Raw genomic sequence first — 15,254 nt, forward strand, 5'->3', positions numbered from 1 at the left:
GGTTTCACGGCGCGTCAGGGTCTGAGCAGAAAGGTCACCGGTCCATCGTTGACCAGGCTGACGACCATATGGGCTCCGAAGCGGCCGGTTTCCACCCCACCGGTGTGCTTTTCGCGGCAGATCGCCACCAATCGGTTGAATAGCCGTTCAGCCTCGGCGGGGACCGCCGCGGTGCTGAAGCTGGGGCGCATGCCGGACCGGGTGTCGGCAGCCAGGGTGAACTGACTGACCAGCAGCAGGCCGCCGCCGATATCGCGCAGGGAACGGTTCATCTTGCCGGCATCGTCGGCGAAAACGCGGTACCCAAGCAGACGCTCGGCCATCCGTGCCAGAGCCACCTCGTCATCGCCCGGCTCGACGCCGACCAGCGCCAGCAGGCCCGGACCGATCTGTCCGACTACCACCCCCTCCACGGTGACCGAAGCCTGGGCGACGCGCTGGATGAGGGAAAGCATGGACACTCCTTGGACGGCGGAAGGCCGAACCATATACCGCGCCGCCCCCGGCCGGACCAGCAGGAGCAAGCGATCCGGCCCCAACGGATCGCTGTGCCGCCAAGCCCGCCGCCACGGCGTACTAAACTTGCGCGGATGAAACCGGAACGCGCCGCCAAGCTCTATTACCGTCTCGCCACCCTGCTGACCTCCCTGCCCTGGTCGTGGCAGCGGACCCTGGCCGATGGCTTGGCCTGGCTGTGGAGGCGGCTGGATGCCCGTGAAAGCCGGGTGACGCGCCGCAACCTGGAACTGGCCTGCCCGGAACTGTCCGCACCCGAGCGCGAGCGCCTGCACCGCGACGTCCTGCGCACTACCGCCCGCCAGGCGCTGGAAACCCTGTACCTGTGGACCCACGATCCAGCCATCAACCTGGGCCGTCACCTGCGTGAGCGCCATGGGCAGGCGCTGTACGACGCGGCGCTGGCCGCGGGCAAGGGCGTGATCGTGGTCGCTCCGCACTACGGCAACTGGGAACTGCTGAACCAGTGGCTGGCCTCGCGCGGACCGATCGCCATCGTCTACGCGCCGCCGGACAATCCGGTCGGCGACGAATTCCTGCAACTGGTGCGCGGCGGCGACAACGTGCGCCAGGTACGCGCCGAAGGCCCGGCGGTGCGGCAGCTGTTCAAAGTGCTCAAGGACGGCGGCGCGGTCGGCATCCTGCCGGACCAGCAGCCGAAGAACGGCGATGGCGTGTTCGTTCCGTTCTTCGGCGTGCAGGCGCTGACCATGACCCTGGTCAACCGCCTGGCCGAGCGCACCGGCGCCACCGTGCTCTATGCCTGGTGCGAGCGGATCGGCCCGGCCATCGATTTCGCCCTGCACGTGGAACCGGCACCGGCGCAGATCGCCGACCCGGACCTGCAGGTCGCCGCCGGCACGCTGAGCGCCGGCATCGAACGCATCGCCCGGCGCGACCCGGCGCAGTACCAGTGGACCTACAAGCGCTACACCCTGCGCCCGCCCGGCAGCGGCGAAAGCGACCCCTATGCCACGGAACGCCACCCGCATTGAGTGCGCATGCACAATGCCCCTGCAACACTGCGTCACCCCGGCGGTCGATTGAATCCGCGACCGCCGGCCTCATTAGGTTGCCGATGAACGCCACGCCCCCCACTCCTGCTTCCCCCTGCTTTGGCGAGACCGCGGCGATCCGTTGCGAGCGCGCCGCGGCCGAACTGCGCGCCGGGCGGCCGGTGGTGCTCACCGATGGCGACCGCCGCCTGGCCACGATGGCGCTGGACAGCGCCTCACCCGCGGGCTTCGCCGCCTTCGCCCGGGCCGCGGACGACCGCCACTATCTGTTCCTGACCACGCCGCGCGCGCGGACACTGGGCATCGACAGCGCCCACGGCATCCGCATCGCGCTGGCCGGACAGGGCTTCGAGAGCCTGCCGGCGCTTGCCTACCTGCGCGATACGCCCTCACCGGCCGGCATTCCCAGCGAAGGCGACAACCTCGATGCCGCCGCCGTGGAGGTCGCGCGCCTGGGCCTGCTGCTGCCGGCACTGGTATCGGCAACCCTGCATGCCGGCGATACGCCGTTCGACGACTGCCTGCACCTGGCTGTCGACGACCTGCGCTGCGGCGCCGCCCAGGCCGGCCAGGACTACGAGCTGGTGACACGCTCGCCGGTGCCGCTGCGCGATGTCGGCATGACCGAATTCGCCGTGTTCCGTGGTGGCGTGGCGCAGCGCGACCAGGTTGCGGTGATCGTCGGCACGCCCGATCTGCAGGGCGTGGTGCCGGTGCGCGTGCACTCCTCGTGCCTGACCGGCGACCTGTTCGGTTCGCTCAAGTGCGATTGCGGCGACCAGCTGCGGCACGGCCTGCGCACGCTGAAGGAACTGGGCGGCGGCATCCTGCTGTACCTGGACCAGGAGGGGCGCGGCACCGGCATCGCCGCCAAGATGCGCGCCTACGGCTACCAGCACGAAGGGCTGGATACCATCGACGCCGACGCGCAGCTGGGTTTTGGCGCCGACGAACGCCGCTATGGCAGCGCGATCGCCATGCTGCGTGGCCTGGGCGTGCAGCGCATCCAGCTGCTGACCAACAACCCCACCAAGGTGCAGCACCTGCGCAATGCCGGCATCGAAGTGCTGGGCAGCATCCCGGTGACCGGCGAGATCACCGCCGAGAACGAGCAGTACCTGCGCACCAAGGCCGCGCGTGCTGGCCATCATCTGGATGTCGATGCGCTGATCATGTCGGCGCAGTGATCGCGGGCGCGCCGCGCGGATGACGGAACTCCCGGCGTCCCTGTATGGTCGCGCCATGATCGATCCTCCAGGCCTTCCCGCCACGCCGCCCGCCACCGCAGGCGACTGGCAGCCCCTGCCGCGCCGCGGCGCCCCCTTCGCCGCGATCGGCGCCGGACTGGCGGCGATGACGGTCCTGCTGCTGGCAGGCGGCGCGCTGTCGCTGGTGCTGCGCAATCCCTGGTGGCTGCCCACCGCGCTGGTCGCCGCCGCCCTGGGCCTGCTGGGCGGCGCATGGATCGGCTGGCGCCGCCATCGCCGCACCTTCTGGCGGCTGGACGAACAGGCCCTGGGCGTACGCCGCGGCCACCTGTGGCAGAGCGAGAGCCACGTGCCGGTGTCGCGCGTCCAGCACCTGGACCTGCGCCGCGGGCCATTGCAGCGCGCCGCCAACCTGGCGACGCTGATCGTGCACACGGCCGGCACGCGGATGAATACCGTCGCCATCGCCGGCCTCGCCCATGACGACGCCGAGCGCCTGCGCGACCGCCTCGCCCGCCAGCTCGACCACGACGACACGCTGTGAGTCCTTGCCAGACACCGGCGACGCCGCGGGAACAGCGCCTGCACCCGTGGTCGTGGCTGTTCGAGCTGCAACAGCACCTGCAGCAGTTCCTGCTGCCGCTGGTGGCGCTGCTGTTCTTCGGCAGCCGCCGCCAGGACAGCGAATGGCGGTTGCACCTGGTCACGCTGGCGGTGATCGTGGCCATGGCCGCCACCGCGCTGCTGCAGTACCTGACCTACCGCTACCGGATCGGCGAGGACGCGCTGACCGTGCGCAGCGGCATCCTCGAGCGCACCCGCCGCGAGATTCCCTTCGCACGCATCCACAACGTCGTCGTCCACCAGAACCTGCTGCACCGCCTGTTCGGCGTGGCCGAACTGCGGCTGGAATCGGCCGCCGGCGACAAGCCCGAAGCGCAGATGCGCGTGCTGCGGCTGGAACAGGCGCTGGAGCTTGAGCGGTTGATCCGCCAAGGCGGCAGCAGCGCTCCAGCCGCTGCGGAGAATCCGCAGGCCGCCCCTGTTCCGCTGCTTGAGTTGCCGCTGCCGGAACTGGTGCGGCTGGGGCTGATCTCCAACCGCGCGCTGGTGGTGGCCGCCGCCGCCCTCGGCGCCCTCTGGCAGATGTTCCCCCGCGATGTCGCGGAAGATTTCGTCCGCGACCAGGGCCAGCAGGTATTCGGTTACGCAAGGCAGCTGCAGCTGGACACCTTCCCCGTGGTCGGCACCGTCGCCGTCCTTCTGCTGCTGGCCCTGCTGTTGATGTGGCTGATGTCCATCGCCCTGGCGATCGTGCAGTACCACGGCTTCCGGCTGAGCGAAGCCGAGCGCCGCCTCACTGTCGAGCGTGGCCTGCTCACCCGGCTGCGCAGCAGCGTCGCGCGCCGCCGCATCCAGGCCTGGACTCTGCGCGAAGGCATGCTGCATCGCCTGTTCCGGCGTCGCCAGCTGCGCGTGGACATCGCCAGCGGCGGCGCCCGGGAGCAGGAAGGACGCACTCTGAAGGAACTGGTGCCGCTGGCTGCCCCTGCCAGCTGCGACGACCTGCTGCGGCATCTGCTGCCCGAGGCGCAATGGCCGCCCTCGCAGTGGCAGGTGGTGTCGATGCGCGGCTGGTGGCGGTTGTGCCTGCCGGCACTGTTCGCCGTCGCCGCGGTGACGGCGCTGGGCTGTCGCGAATTCGGCGCCTGGGGACTGCTGCCCCTGCTGTGGCTGCCCTGGTCCGCGCTCAAGGCGCACCGCCAGGTCTCGCGCATGGGCTACAGCTTCGACGCGCGGCGCGTGGCGATACGCGGCGGCTGGTGGAGCCGCTGGTGGCGCGTGGCCGAGCTGGACAAGCTGCAGGCGCTGCGCCTGGACCGCTCGCCGCTGGACCACCACTTCGGCACCGCCACGCTCACCCTGGATACCGCCGGCGCTGCTGGTTCGCCGCCGCTGCGGCTGCGTTTCCTCGACGAAGCACTTGCCCGCGAACTGATGGAGCAGCTGGGCCGCGAGATCGCGCGACGCCGGCTGCGCTGGTAGGAGCGCACTTCAGTGCGCTCCTACGACCGCGATGGCCCCCAATAGCCGAGATCGCGACGGATCTGCAGTCCCCGCCACGTCGCGCCCAGCGGCTTGCGTTTCAACGTTCCCAGGCGGCCGGCGATGAAATCCTCGGTGGCGGCGACCACCCGCTCGGAGGAGCGCCCGTCCCGATACGGATGGATCGAATCGGCATAGCGGACGATTTCCGCCATCAGCGCCGGCCCAGGCGACAGCGCGCGCGCCAGCATTTCCGGCAACTGCCGCGGATCGTCGAAATCGAGCATATGCGGCTGCGGCACGCGGTTGCGGAAAGTCACCACCGGCTTGTGCTGGACGATGAACTCCGAAACGATCGACGATGTATCCGAAACCAGTACGTCGGCGGCGCGCTGCGCGGCCATCACCTGCTCCGGCTCGATGAAGCGGGCATTGTCGCCAGCCAGCGCGCGGTAACGCTCGAACAGCTCCGGCGCGCACTTCGGGTGCAGGGTCAACAGCCAGTAGCGTTCGCCCTGGGCGATGTCCGCGGCGATGCTGTCGTACAGGTGAGGTGCCGCGCTCAGGCGTTCGGTGAAGGTGGAACCGAACAGCACCACCGCCCGGTCGCCGGCAGGCGCGCGCAGGGCGGCGGCCCGCCCGCCATCGTCGCGGAACAGCGGGTCGAGCTTCGGCCAGCCGGTTTCCTTCACTGCGAAATGGCCTTCGCGCGTGGCCAGTTCCTGGAACGGCCGCGTCGTCGCCGGGCCCTGCGTGCAGTACAGGTCGAACAGTCCCCGCACCCGGAAATGGCCGCGGGCGTCCTCGCGTTTCTGCACATTGAAGCCATGGAACAGCTGCACCTTGGCCCCGGCGATGAACGGCGGCACCCAGTTGGCCGCGCTCAGCACGGCGCGCGGACGCATCGCCAGCGCCTGTTCCAGGCCGATCGATCGCACGCCCTCCAGGGTTGCCCCGGCCGCCCCGCCCTCGAACCAGGCCGCGACCTCGTGGCCATCCGCGTGCAACGCCTGCGCCAGAGGCGCGAGAATAGGCAGCGCATAGCGTTCCGTCGCAAACAGCAGGTATCCGGCCATCACCATGTCCTCTTCGACCGCCCCCAACGAACGGCCTCGCATCACGGCCTGCATTATCGCGTTCAACGAAGCCGCGCGCATCGGCGACTGCCTGGCGTCGCTGGCCTTCTGCGACGAGATCGTGGTGGTGGACTCGTATTCCAGCGATGCCACCGTAACGATGGCCGAAGCCGCTGGCGCACGCGTGCTGCAACGCGCATTCGACGGATTCCGCAGCCAGAAGGCGCATTGCGTCGAACAGGCCAGCCACGACTGGGTGCTGTGCCTGGATGCCGACGAGCGCGTCAGCGAGGAGCTGCGCCACGCCATCGAGCAGGCGCGCGATGCGGGATTCGCCGGCGCCGCCGGCTACCGCTTCGCACGCCTGTCCGACTACTTCGGGCGGTTCCTGCGCCATGGCAACGCCTATCCCGACCGCGTGCTGCGCCTGTTCGACCGCCGTCGCGGCGGCTGGCGCGGCAAGCGCGAGATCCACGAGGCCGCCAGCGTGGATGGCGTGGTGCGCACGCTCCCCGGCGACCTGATCCATTACCCGTACCGTTCCTTCGAGCAGCAGCTGGCCAAGACCCAGCGCTACGCCCGGATGATGGCCGAGCACGAATTCGCCCGCGGCAAGCGCGCCACGCTGGGCAAGCTGGTGCTGGCGCCCGCCTGGCGCTTCTGGCGCGGCTGGCTGCTGCGCGGCGGCTTCCGCGACGGCTGGCACGGCCTGGTCTATGCCTACGTGCGCGCCAACTACGTGCGGCAGAAAACCATCATGCTGTGGCTGCTGCAGAACGGCCAGGACGTGGCCGATCCGCCCCGCGATCACCCCTGAGCGGCGTGCGGCCGGGAACGACTGGTCGCCGTGACCAGCGACAGGCCGGCCAGCATGCCGACCAGCGTGGCGTAGGTGCTCACGGTTATCTGGTGGGCGAACATCGACTGGGTCATGCCGCAGAGGATATAGGCGACCACCATCATCACCCCCGCCGCGGCGGGACCGCGGAATCCACCTTCGCCGCTGCGGCGATGCAGGCGGATGAAGATCCAGAGCGGCAGTCCATAGATGCACAGCAGCAGCAGCAGGCCCGGAACCCCCTGGGTCGCGCCCCACTCGGCAACGTCGTTGTGCGCATGCCCCAGATGGCAGCGCGCCTCCACCGCTTCCGGCTGGCGACAGTCCGGCAGGCGCAGCATGGCGGCGTCGAAGTTGCCGATCCCTATGCCCGTCCATGGATGTTCGAGGAACGTGTCCCAAGCCACCTGCAGCCGCTCCAGGCGCGCTCCGGCGGACGAATCCACGTCACCGACCTCGATGCGCTGCACATCGCTGTGCAGCTCGCTCAGACGGGTACGTTCGCGCAGCTGTGGAATCGCCAGCACCAGCGTGGCCGCGACCAGCACCAGCCCGGCCAGCGAGGCCAGGCGGAGACGCCCGCTGCCCCGGCGTATCGACAATGCCATCGCGACCAGCAACGCAAGCAGGGCCGGCCATACGCCACGGCTGCCGCTGAGCAGGATCACCCCGCCGCCGGCCGCCATGCCCAGCGCGATCCAGCCCCAGCGCTCGGGAGGGCGGCAGAACACCAGCAGGATCATGAACACCAGGGTGACATCGGCCAGCACGATGGAATTGGTCCAGGCCTGGGCGCGCGGCCAGCCATAGGCGACCTGGTAACCGGCGATGGCCAGCGTGGCGAACAGGCCGAACAGCACGCCCCACCACAACGCCTCCATCCGCGGACGGAAAGCGCATACCCAGAGCAGCACCCAAGGCATGGCTATGAAGCGGGTGCGGTAGCCCTCGTCCCGGAACACATCGGCGAAATGCCACGACGACAACAGCGCCAAGACCAGCGCCGCCGCGGTCAAGGCCAATAGCAGCCCCCCGATGACACCGGTGCACTCGCGCGCGCGCCACAGGCGGGAAATGCCCCAGACACTGGTAACGAGCAGCACCAGGGCGAAGGGCAGCACATTGAATGGCGTGGCGACCATCGCCGCTGGCAACAGGAACAACCCTGCCGATGCCAGCATGCCCAATGCGTCCTTCCGCTCGAGACCGGCGGTCGCGGTATACGTCAGATTGCGTGCCATCCCTGCAACTCTGGAGCCGAAGCCATGAATCATTCCCTACCAGCCGCGCCGAGGACACTGGAATACGTTCCCTGAACTCCCGGGCGCATCTGCCGGAAACGGCAGCCGGCGGAGAAACGGCAGCCGGCGGACGATATCACGCCTGTATAATTTCCTTACTGGCCGTGCCCTTCCGTCGTCTTTCCTCCCTTCATGAAACGAATTCTGGTAACCGGCGGCGCCGGCTTTCTCGGCTCGCACCTGTGCGACCGCCTGGTCGACAACGGCCATGACGTACTCTGCGTCGACAACTTCTTCACCGGCAGCAAGCGCAACGTCGCGCACCTGCTGGGGAACCCCGGCTTCGAGTTGATGCGCCACGACGTGACCTTCCCGCTGTATGTGGAAGTGGACCGCATCTTCAACCTCGCCTGCCCGGCCTCGCCCATCCATTACCAGCACGATCCGGTGCAGACCACCAAGACCAGCGTGCATGGGGCGATCAACATGCTCGGCCTGGCGAAGCGGCTGGATGCGCGCATCCTGCAAGCGTCCACCAGCGAGGTGTACGGGGATCCGGAAGTGCATCCCCAGCAGGAGGGTTACTGGGGCCGGGTCAACCCGATCGGGCTGCGCAGCTGCTACGACGAGGGCAAGCGCTGCGCAGAGACGCTGTTCTTCGATTATTTCCGCCAGCATGGGCTGGACATCAAGGTGGTGCGCATCTTCAACACCTACGGTCCGCGCATGCACCCCAACGACGGCCGCGTGGTCAGCAACTTCATCGTGCAGGCGCTCAAGGGCGAGGACATCACCATCTATGGCGATGGCAGCCAGACCCGCAGCTTCTGCTACGTGGACGATCTGATCGATGCCATGGTCCGCATGATGGAGAGCGAGCGCGGCTTCACCGGACCGGTCAACATCGGCAACCCGGGCGAATTCACCATGCTGGAACTGGCTGAAAAGGTGATCTCGCTGGTGGGAGGCGGCTCCAGGCTGGTCTTCCAGCCACTGCCGGAAGACGACCCGAAGCAGCGCCAGCCGGACATCGCGCTCGCCCGCTCGGCGCTGGACTGGGAGCCGAAGGTGGCGCTGGACGATGGCCTGAAGGAGACCATCGCCTACTTCCGCCGGGCGCTGGCGGCATGAGCACCGCGACCACCACCTTCTCCGTCGTCATCACCAGTTACAACTACCTCCAGTTCGTCGCGGAGGCGGTGGAAAGCGCGCTTGCGCAGACACGGCCGGCCATGCAGATCATCGTCGTGGATGACGGCTCCAGCGATGGCTCGCCTGCGATGCTGCAGGAACGCTATGGCACCGATCCGCGCGTGACCCTGCTGTTCGGCGAGAACGAGGGGCAGCTGGCGGCCTTCCAGCGCGGCGCTGCCGCCGCCACCGGCGACGTGGTCTGCTTCCTGGACGCCGACGACCGCTGGAAACCGCAATACCTGGAGAAGATCGGCGCGATCTACGACGAGCGGCGGGACGTCGACTTCGTATTCAGCGATCTGCGGACCTTCGGCATCGACAACCTGGACATCCTCTACGAGGACAGCAGGACGCCGATAGATCTGGGCCACACCGCGATCAGCACCTATTTCTTCGTCACCTGGTATGGCGCCCCGACCTCGGCGCTTTCCCTGCGCCGCCGCTGGGCGGACAACGTGCTGGACCTGCCTCACAGCTTCCGCAAGCAGTGGAAACTGTGCGCCGATGCCTGCCTGGTCCACGGCGCCAGCATCCTGGGGGCGCGCAAGTTCTACCTGCCCACCGGCTGCGTCGAATACCGGACCCATGGCAGCAATGGCTGGTGGGCGACCCGGCAGCAGCCGGCCTCGCTATACCTCAACGGCCTGCGCAACTACGGGATCGTCCGCCACTACGCCTGGCGCAGCGGACTTGACGACAACTGCTGCGTGCACAGCAAGAACGAGTACCGCACCAAGCCCGCACCGACGCGCAAGGAAAGGAAACGCTATGCGTCGCTGGCGCTGCGCGGCGATGCCCCGTGGTGGAAGCGCTATGAGCGCGCGGTCGGCATCCTGTTCGGCCGCAGACGCGGCGGCCGCTGAAGGGCGGGGCATCCCGCGCCGTCGAGCGGCGCGGAACGCTCAGGGGCAGGATACGTCCCGGGTACGGAACCGCCCGGGCAGATTGTGCAGGAACCAGCGCACATCGAGTTTCAGGCGATAGCCTTCCCGCGCCAGCCAGCGCCATGGTCCAACGGACTCCTTCCGCCCTTCGCGGGCCCGGATGATCGACTCGAAGCTTTCGTCGCTGCTCACCAGGCCAGGCTTCAGGCCCAGGCATTCCACGCCATGCAGCCAGGCCAGATCCATGTAGTCGTCGACCGCCACGATCCATTCGTCCGCATGCCTCAGGAACCGCTCCGCCGCCGCGGGGGCCAGGTAGTAGCCAAACGTGCAAAGAGGGCTGCGCCAGTAGCGATGGAGAACGAAATCGCCGAAACAGCACCACGGCTCGCTGGGCCGGTCGGCCGCGTGCAGGCGGAAATATCCCACGTCCTCCGGCAATTGCCGCAGGTCGGCCAACAGCCCGGGCAATCGCGGATCGATGGCGATGTCGTCTTCCAGGACAATCATCGGCTGCCCGCTTTCCAGGCAACGCTGCCAGAGCAGATAGTGGCTCGCCCAGCAGCCGATCTCCCCGGGGCGGAATGGCCTGCCCTTGCGCAGCAGCCGCTTCTTTTCGGCCACACGACCGAACAGCGGATGCGGCTGGCGCCCGTTCACCGCTTCGAAGAACCGGAACTGCAACCCCAGCGCGGCCGCCTGGCGCTCCATCGATACCCGCCGATCAGCCGATGCGGGCAGGTTGATCACGTATATCGGCAGTTCGCTCGTGGGCCGAGGCATGAGGGGCACTTCTGGATTCAGGCAAGACGATGGTCACGGAAACAGGGAATGTCCCTGCCGCCGGCAGGCATGCAGATCGGACAATCCACTCTGCGGATCCAACCATCTCCGCCAGGAGATGGAACATGGCTTCACATGATCCGCAGATGTACTCACAAGGATTACACGGGTATCGAGACATTCATGTGAATGAGATGTCACGGCTGAGGGCTCCATTCAGTTCCCGCGCAGCTTGATCGGATTCCCGTTATCGGCCCTTGACCAACCGCGCATGGAAGAAGCCATCGCCGTCCTGCTCCCCGGGCAGGCGCTGGCGCGTTCCCGCATCGCCATGGCCGAAAGCCTCGGGTAATCCGTCGACGCGCGCATCTGCCGTCCGTGCAAGAAAGGCGGCGATCTGCTGCTGGTTCTCGCGGCGGAGGATCGAGCAGGTGGCGTACAGCAGCACACCACCCGGCGCCACCACCTGCCACAGGGCGTCGAGCAACCGCGCCTGCTGGGCGACCAGCGCATCGATGTCGCCGGGGCGGCGGTGCAGCAGTACATCGGGCTGGCGGCGGACGACACCGGTCGCTGAACACGGCGCGTCCAGCAGCACCGCGCCGAACGGTTCGCCGTCCCACCAGGCACCCAGATCGGCCGCATCCGCTGCCCGTACCTGCGCCGACGCGCCCACGCCGGTGCGGTCGAAGGTCTCGCGGATGCGCTGCAGGCGCCGCGCATCCACGTCCAGCGCGAGCAGGCGCAGCGACGGGTCACGCTCGAGCAGATGTGCCGCCTTGCCGCCGGGAGCGGCGCAGGCGTCCAGAACCTTGGCACCAAGACCCGGCGCCAGCGTATCGGCCACCTGCTGCGCCGACAGATCCTGCACCGACACCGCACCCTCGCCGAAACCGGGCAGGCTGGCGACCGGTACCGCGACCGGAAGCCGGATCGCATCGGCGGCAAGGGGCGAGGTCTCGGCCTCTATGCCGGCAGCATGCAGTTGCTCGAGATAGGCGTCGCGTGAATGGCGCTGCCGGTTGACGCGCAGCCACAGCGGCGCCGGCTGCAGGCTGGCGGCGAACACCGCATCCGCCTGTGCCGGCCAGTCCCGGCGCACCTGATCCCGCAACCAAACCGGCCATGCGTCCTCGGCGCGGGCAGCCGGAAAACCCTCTCGCTGTGCCCGGCGCAGCACCGCGTTGACCAGCCCGGCCTGGCGCTCGCGACCCAGCGCGCGCACCGCCTCGACAGTGGCCGACAGCGCGGCATGGGCCGGCAGCTCCAGCGCGTCTAGCTGGGCGAAGCCGGCCAGCAGCAGTCCCATGAGGTCGCCGTCGCGCGGCCCCAGAGGCTTCTGCAGCCATTGCCTCAGCGCCTGTTCGTACACGGCGCGGCGGCGCAGCGCGGCGAAGCAGATCGCCTCGAGCAGGGCGCGGTCGCGGCCGTCTTCCAGCTTCGGCAGCGTCGCTGCCAGTTCCGCCTTGAGCGAACGTCCGCGGCCGATGACCGCCGCCAACACCTTGGCCGCCAGCAGGCGCGCCTGCACGCCCGGCGGCTGCGCGACGCCGCCCTTCCACGGTCCGGATGCCGAAGCCACCATCCGCTCAGCCCTCTACCGGCAGGTCGCGGCGGGCATTGAGGTAGTCGGCGGCGGTGATCGCCTTGCCGCCCTCGCGCTGCACCACGCGCAGCCGCAGCGCGCCCTGGCCGCAGGCAATGTCGATGCCATCGCGGGACGCGCCGATCACCGTGCCAGGCGCCTTGCCGCAGTTGTCGTCGATGGCCACCGCGCCATGGATGCGCACGCGCTCGCCGGCCAGCGTGGCTTCTGCCACTGGCCACGGATTGAAGGCGCGCACCCGCCGCGCCAGCGCAGCGGCGTCCTGGTTCCAGTCCAGCCGGGCCTCGGCCTTGTCGAGCTTGTGCGCATAGGTGACGCCAGCCTCCGGCTGCACCTGCGGCACCGGTTTCAGGCCCGCGCGCAGCAGGCCAAGGCCGTCGGACAGCACCCGCGCGCCCATCTCGGCCAGGCGATCGTGCAACAGACCGCCGGTATCGATGTCGCTGATCGGGGTGCTCTGGTGCAGCAGCACCGGCCCGGTATCCAGGCCCGCCTCCATCTGCATCAGGCAGACGCCGGTTTCACCGTCGCCAGCCTCGATCGCCCGCTGGATCGGGGCCGCGCCGCGCCAGCGCGGCAACAGCGAGGCATGCACGTTCCAGCAGCCGTGGGTGGGAATGGCGAGCACCGCCTTCGGCAGGATCAGCCCATAAGCGACCACGATCATCAGGTCCGGCTGCAGGTCGCGCAGCTGCTGCTGGGCTTCGGGGGTCTTCAGGCTCTCGGGCTGGAACACCGGAATGCCGCGGGCGATGGCGTCGAGCTTGACCGGGGGCGGCATCAGGCCGCGGCCACGGCCGGCCGGGCGGTCCGGCTGGGTGTAGACCGCGACCACCTCGTGGTGGCGTGCGGCCGCGCCAAGCGAGGCGACGGCGAATTCCGGCGTACCGGCGAAAACGATTCTCATGGCAATCCAACTCCCGGAAAGAACGACGGCGCCCGAGTCGGCGCCGTGCGATGCGCTGGGGGCCATCCCGGCCAGGCCGGGCGGCCCCGGCTCAGGCGACGTGCTTGCGCTGCTTGGCCAGCTTCTTGCGCACCATCTCGCGCTTGAGCGGCGAGAGATAATCGATGAACAGCTTGCCGTCCAGGTGGTCCATCTCGTGCTGGATGCAGGTGGCCAGCAGGCCGTCGGTAGCCAGTTCCTGCTCACGGCCCTCGCGGTCGAGGAAGCGCACGACGATGCTGTCGGCGCGGGTCACGTCGGCATAGATGCCCGGCACCGACAGGCAGCCTTCCTGATAGATGCGGCCGCTTTCGCTGGCGCTGGCGATCTGCGGGTTGATGAACACCTGCGGTGCATCGTGCACCTCGCTGACGTCGATGACCATGAAGCGCTTGTGCACGTCCACCTGGCTGGCGGCCAGGCCGATGCCGGGGGCGTCGTACATGGTCTGGAACATGTCGTCGAGCAGTTGCTGGAAGGCCGGAGTGGTCACTTCGGCGGCATCGACGAGGGCTGCCTTGGTGCGCAGCCGCGGGTCGGGGAATTCGAGAATGGGCAGGAGGGCCATGGGGTGCACCGGATGGGAGATGCCGCACAATTCGGCAGGACGTCCCAATTCTAGCGCCTGCGCTTGCCCGGCGCCCCGTGTTCTGCACTATAGTGCGCGGACCTGTTGGGGAATCAGGCAGATCGCAGCCATGCTGAAACAAATACGTACGGTCGCCGCCGTCGCGTTGCTGACCGTGACGACCTATGCCGTGGCGGTAGAGACGGGCGCCACCCATCCCGACACCTATGTGGTGCGCAAGGGCGACACGCTCTGGGATATCGCCGCCCGTTTCCTGAAGAAACCGTGGCTTTGGCCGGAAATCTGGCAGGCCAACCCGCAGGTCAAGAATCCGCACCTGATCTATCCGGGTGATGTCCTGAGCCTGGCCTACCTGGACCGGGTGACGCCACAGGGCACGATCCAGCCAGGCAAGCGCGACGAAGCGCCGATCAATGCGATCCCGCTGGCCGAGGTTGAACCGTTCCTGAAGAACCTGACCGTCATGGACAGCTTCAAGGAGCTGCCCTATGTCGTCGGCCTGGAAGACAACCGCATGCGCGGCAGTGCTGGGCAGCAGGCCTACATCCTCGGCCTGCAGAATGCCCAGCCCGGCCAACGCTACGCCGTGCTGAGGCCCACGGTCCGCTATGGCCAGCCCAAGCCCAGCGACGACCTGAACGAGCGCGGCAGCACCGCGCCGTTCACCGGCGACCTGTGGAAGAGCTACGTCGCCAGCAGCGACCGCCACGAACTGCTGGGCTACGAACTGGCCCAGGTCGCGGTAGGCACGGTAAGCCACGTCGGCAGCGGCGAGCGCGAAGCCTCGACCCTGCTGCTGCAGGACAGTGGCCGCGAAGTCCGCGCCGGCGACCGCCTGATGCCGGTACAGGCCAACCCCTACGACCTGCAGTTCGTACCGCATGCGCCAGCCGCAGCGATCGCCGAAGGCCACCTGCGGGTGCTGGCCGTGACCGATACCTTCACTTCGGGCGGCCCGCGCGACGTCATCGCCATCTCCGGCGGCGCCCGCGACGGCATCGACAACGGCACCGTGTTCTCGGTCTGGCGCAGTGGTCGCCACGTCATCGACCGCGTGACCGGCATGGCGACCTCGCGTGCGGACGATGCGCTGAAGCCCGGCGCCGGCCGCGTATCGCTGCCGGCCGAATACGCCGCCCATGCGATGGTGTTCCGCACCTTCGACAAGGTCAGCTATGCGCTGGTGATGGAAGGCAGCAAGCCGGCCCGCGTCGGTTACGAGCTCAAGCATCCGGACGCCCAGTAAGCGCCGCGGCGCAATCCTACGCAGCAGCACGACGGCGCCCTAGGGCGCCGTCGTTGTTTCCGGAT

At 68.5% G+C, this 15,254-nt stretch carries 15 protein-coding genes; 8 read left to right on the forward strand and 7 right to left on the reverse strand.

Annotated elements, in window-relative coordinates; genetic code table 11:
* Nucleotides 1-14: 14 nt before the first annotated feature.
* Nucleotides 15-455: a D-aminoacyl-tRNA deacylase gene (gene dtd / locus AC1DGW_RS10225; RefSeq protein WP_478022425.1), complete on the reverse strand. Its 441-nt coding sequence runs from the start codon at nucleotides 453-455 to the stop codon at nucleotides 15-17.
* Between the two features lie 135 nt (nucleotides 456-590).
* On the opposite strand from dtd, the gene AC1DGW_RS10230 reads away from it, so the two are divergent.
* The 4 genes from AC1DGW_RS10230 to AC1DGW_RS10245 all read left to right on the forward strand — a co-directional run bounded on the left by AC1DGW_RS10230 (nucleotide 591) and on the right by AC1DGW_RS10245 (nucleotide 4,786).
* The gene (locus AC1DGW_RS10230) at nucleotides 591-1,511 is read left to right on the forward strand and encodes a lauroyl acyltransferase (RefSeq protein WP_478022427.1); all 921 of its coding nucleotides are present in this window, start codon (nucleotides 591-593) and stop codon (nucleotides 1,509-1,511) included.
* Nucleotides 1,512-1,594: 83 nt separating this feature from the next.
* The gene (ribA, locus tag AC1DGW_RS10235) at nucleotides 1,595-2,719 is read left to right on the forward strand and encodes a GTP cyclohydrolase II RibA (protein WP_478022429.1); all 1,125 of its coding nucleotides are present in this window, start codon (nucleotides 1,595-1,597) and stop codon (nucleotides 2,717-2,719) included.
* Nucleotides 2,720-2,774: 55 nt separating this feature from the next.
* Nucleotides 2,775-3,284: a PH domain-containing protein gene (locus tag AC1DGW_RS10240; protein WP_478022431.1), complete on the forward strand. Its 510-nt coding sequence runs from the start codon at nucleotides 2,775-2,777 to the stop codon at nucleotides 3,282-3,284.
* Nucleotides 3,281-4,786 (forward strand): PH domain-containing protein, encoded by a 1,506-nt coding sequence (locus tag AC1DGW_RS10245; RefSeq protein ID WP_478022433.1) that lies wholly within the window; start codon nucleotides 3,281-3,283, stop codon nucleotides 4,784-4,786. Before AC1DGW_RS10240 ends, AC1DGW_RS10245 begins: the two co-directional genes overlap by 4 nt.
* A 20-nt stretch (nucleotides 4,787-4,806) precedes the next feature.
* On the opposite strand, the gene AC1DGW_RS10250 is transcribed toward AC1DGW_RS10245, so the two are convergent.
* A complete protein-coding gene (locus AC1DGW_RS10250; RefSeq protein ID WP_478022710.1) occupies nucleotides 4,807-5,865 on the reverse strand; it encodes a CDP-glycerol glycerophosphotransferase family protein in 1,059 nt (352 codons plus the stop codon).
* A gap of 1 nt (nucleotide 5,866) precedes the next feature.
* Here AC1DGW_RS10250 and AC1DGW_RS10255 point away from each other — a divergent pair, with 1 nt between their 5' ends.
* The gene (locus AC1DGW_RS10255) at nucleotides 5,867-6,679 is read left to right on the forward strand and encodes a glycosyltransferase family 2 protein (RefSeq protein ID WP_478022435.1); all 813 of its coding nucleotides are present in this window, start codon (nucleotides 5,867-5,869) and stop codon (nucleotides 6,677-6,679) included.
* Here the strand turns inward: AC1DGW_RS10255 and AC1DGW_RS10260 are convergent.
* Nucleotides 6,670-7,941: an O-antigen ligase family protein gene (locus tag AC1DGW_RS10260; RefSeq protein WP_478022437.1), complete on the reverse strand. Its 1,272-nt coding sequence runs from the start codon at nucleotides 7,939-7,941 to the stop codon at nucleotides 6,670-6,672. The genes AC1DGW_RS10255 and AC1DGW_RS10260 overlap by 10 nt on opposite strands.
* Nucleotides 7,942-8,133: 192 nt before the next feature.
* On the opposite strand from AC1DGW_RS10260, the gene AC1DGW_RS10265 reads away from it, so the two are divergent.
* Entirely contained in the window at nucleotides 8,134-9,072 is a 939-nt protein-coding gene (locus tag AC1DGW_RS10265; protein WP_478022439.1) for a UDP-glucuronic acid decarboxylase family protein, read from the forward strand.
* Entirely contained in the window at nucleotides 9,069-9,998 is a 930-nt protein-coding gene (locus tag AC1DGW_RS10270; RefSeq protein ID WP_478022441.1) for a glycosyltransferase family 2 protein, read from the forward strand. The genes AC1DGW_RS10265 and AC1DGW_RS10270 overlap by 4 nt, the downstream gene beginning before the upstream one ends.
* A 39-nt stretch (nucleotides 9,999-10,037) precedes the next feature.
* Here the strand turns inward: AC1DGW_RS10270 and AC1DGW_RS10275 are convergent, their stop codons facing one another.
* The 4 genes from AC1DGW_RS10275 to def all read right to left on the reverse strand — a co-directional run bounded on the left by AC1DGW_RS10275 (nucleotide 10,038) and on the right by def (nucleotide 13,922).
* Nucleotides 10,038-10,769, reverse strand: a complete 732-nt coding sequence (locus AC1DGW_RS10275; protein ID WP_478022443.1) for a glycosyltransferase family 25 protein — start codon at nucleotides 10,767-10,769, stop codon at nucleotides 10,038-10,040.
* A gap of 280 nt (nucleotides 10,770-11,049) precedes the next feature.
* Complete coding sequence (gene rsmB, locus AC1DGW_RS10280; protein WP_478022445.1) at nucleotides 11,050-12,384, reverse strand: 16S rRNA (cytosine(967)-C(5))-methyltransferase RsmB; 1,335 nt, start codon at nucleotides 12,382-12,384, stop codon at nucleotides 11,050-11,052.
* Nucleotides 12,385-12,391: 7 nt separating this feature from the next.
* Nucleotides 12,392-13,315: a methionyl-tRNA formyltransferase gene (gene fmt / locus AC1DGW_RS10285; protein ID WP_478022447.1), complete on the reverse strand. Its 924-nt coding sequence runs from the start codon at nucleotides 13,313-13,315 to the stop codon at nucleotides 12,392-12,394.
* 91 nt (nucleotides 13,316-13,406) lie between these two features.
* Nucleotides 13,407-13,922 carry a peptide deformylase gene (def, locus tag AC1DGW_RS10290; RefSeq protein WP_478022449.1) on the reverse strand — a complete coding sequence of 172 codons (516 nt, stop codon included), beginning with the start codon at nucleotides 13,920-13,922 and terminating at the stop codon, nucleotides 13,407-13,409.
* A 130-nt stretch (nucleotides 13,923-14,052) separates the two neighbouring features.
* Here def and AC1DGW_RS10295 point away from each other — a divergent pair, with 130 nt between their 5' ends.
* Nucleotides 14,053-15,189, forward strand: a complete 1,137-nt coding sequence (locus tag AC1DGW_RS10295; RefSeq protein ID WP_478022451.1) for a LysM peptidoglycan-binding domain-containing protein — start codon at nucleotides 14,053-14,055, stop codon at nucleotides 15,187-15,189.
* Nucleotides 15,190-15,254: the final 65 nt, after the last annotated feature.

Source organism: Stenotrophomonas sp. 05N423 (assembly GCF_056397145.1).

Bases quoted from the DNA above. Each gene is read 5' to 3' on its own strand.
- dtd (WP_478022425.1), bottom strand. From the start codon at position 455: ATGCTTTCCCTCATCCAGCGCGTCGCCCAGGCTTCGGTCACCGTGGAG.
- AC1DGW_RS10230 (WP_478022427.1), top strand. From the start codon at position 591: ATGAAACCGGAACGCGCCGCCAAGCTCTATTACCGTCTCGCCACCCTG.
- ribA (WP_478022429.1), top strand. From the start codon at position 1,595: ATGAACGCCACGCCCCCCACTCCTGCTTCCCCCTGCTTTGGCGAGACC.
- AC1DGW_RS10240 (WP_478022431.1), top strand. From the start codon at position 2,775: ATGATCGATCCTCCAGGCCTTCCCGCCACGCCGCCCGCCACCGCAGGC.
- AC1DGW_RS10255 (WP_478022435.1), top strand. From the start codon at position 5,867: ATGTCCTCTTCGACCGCCCCCAACGAACGGCCTCGCATCACGGCCTGC.
- AC1DGW_RS10260 (WP_478022437.1), bottom strand. From the start codon at position 7,941: ATGGCACGCAATCTGACGTATACCGCGACCGCCGGTCTCGAGCGGAAG.
- AC1DGW_RS10265 (WP_478022439.1), top strand. From the start codon at position 8,134: ATGAAACGAATTCTGGTAACCGGCGGCGCCGGCTTTCTCGGCTCGCAC.
- AC1DGW_RS10270 (WP_478022441.1), top strand. From the start codon at position 9,069: ATGAGCACCGCGACCACCACCTTCTCCGTCGTCATCACCAGTTACAAC.
- fmt (WP_478022447.1), bottom strand. From the start codon at position 13,315: ATGAGAATCGTTTTCGCCGGTACGCCGGAATTCGCCGTCGCCTCGCTT.
- def (WP_478022449.1), bottom strand. From the start codon at position 13,922: ATGGCCCTCCTGCCCATTCTCGAATTCCCCGACCCGCGGCTGCGCACC.
- AC1DGW_RS10295 (WP_478022451.1), top strand. From the start codon at position 14,053: ATGCTGAAACAAATACGTACGGTCGCCGCCGTCGCGTTGCTGACCGTG.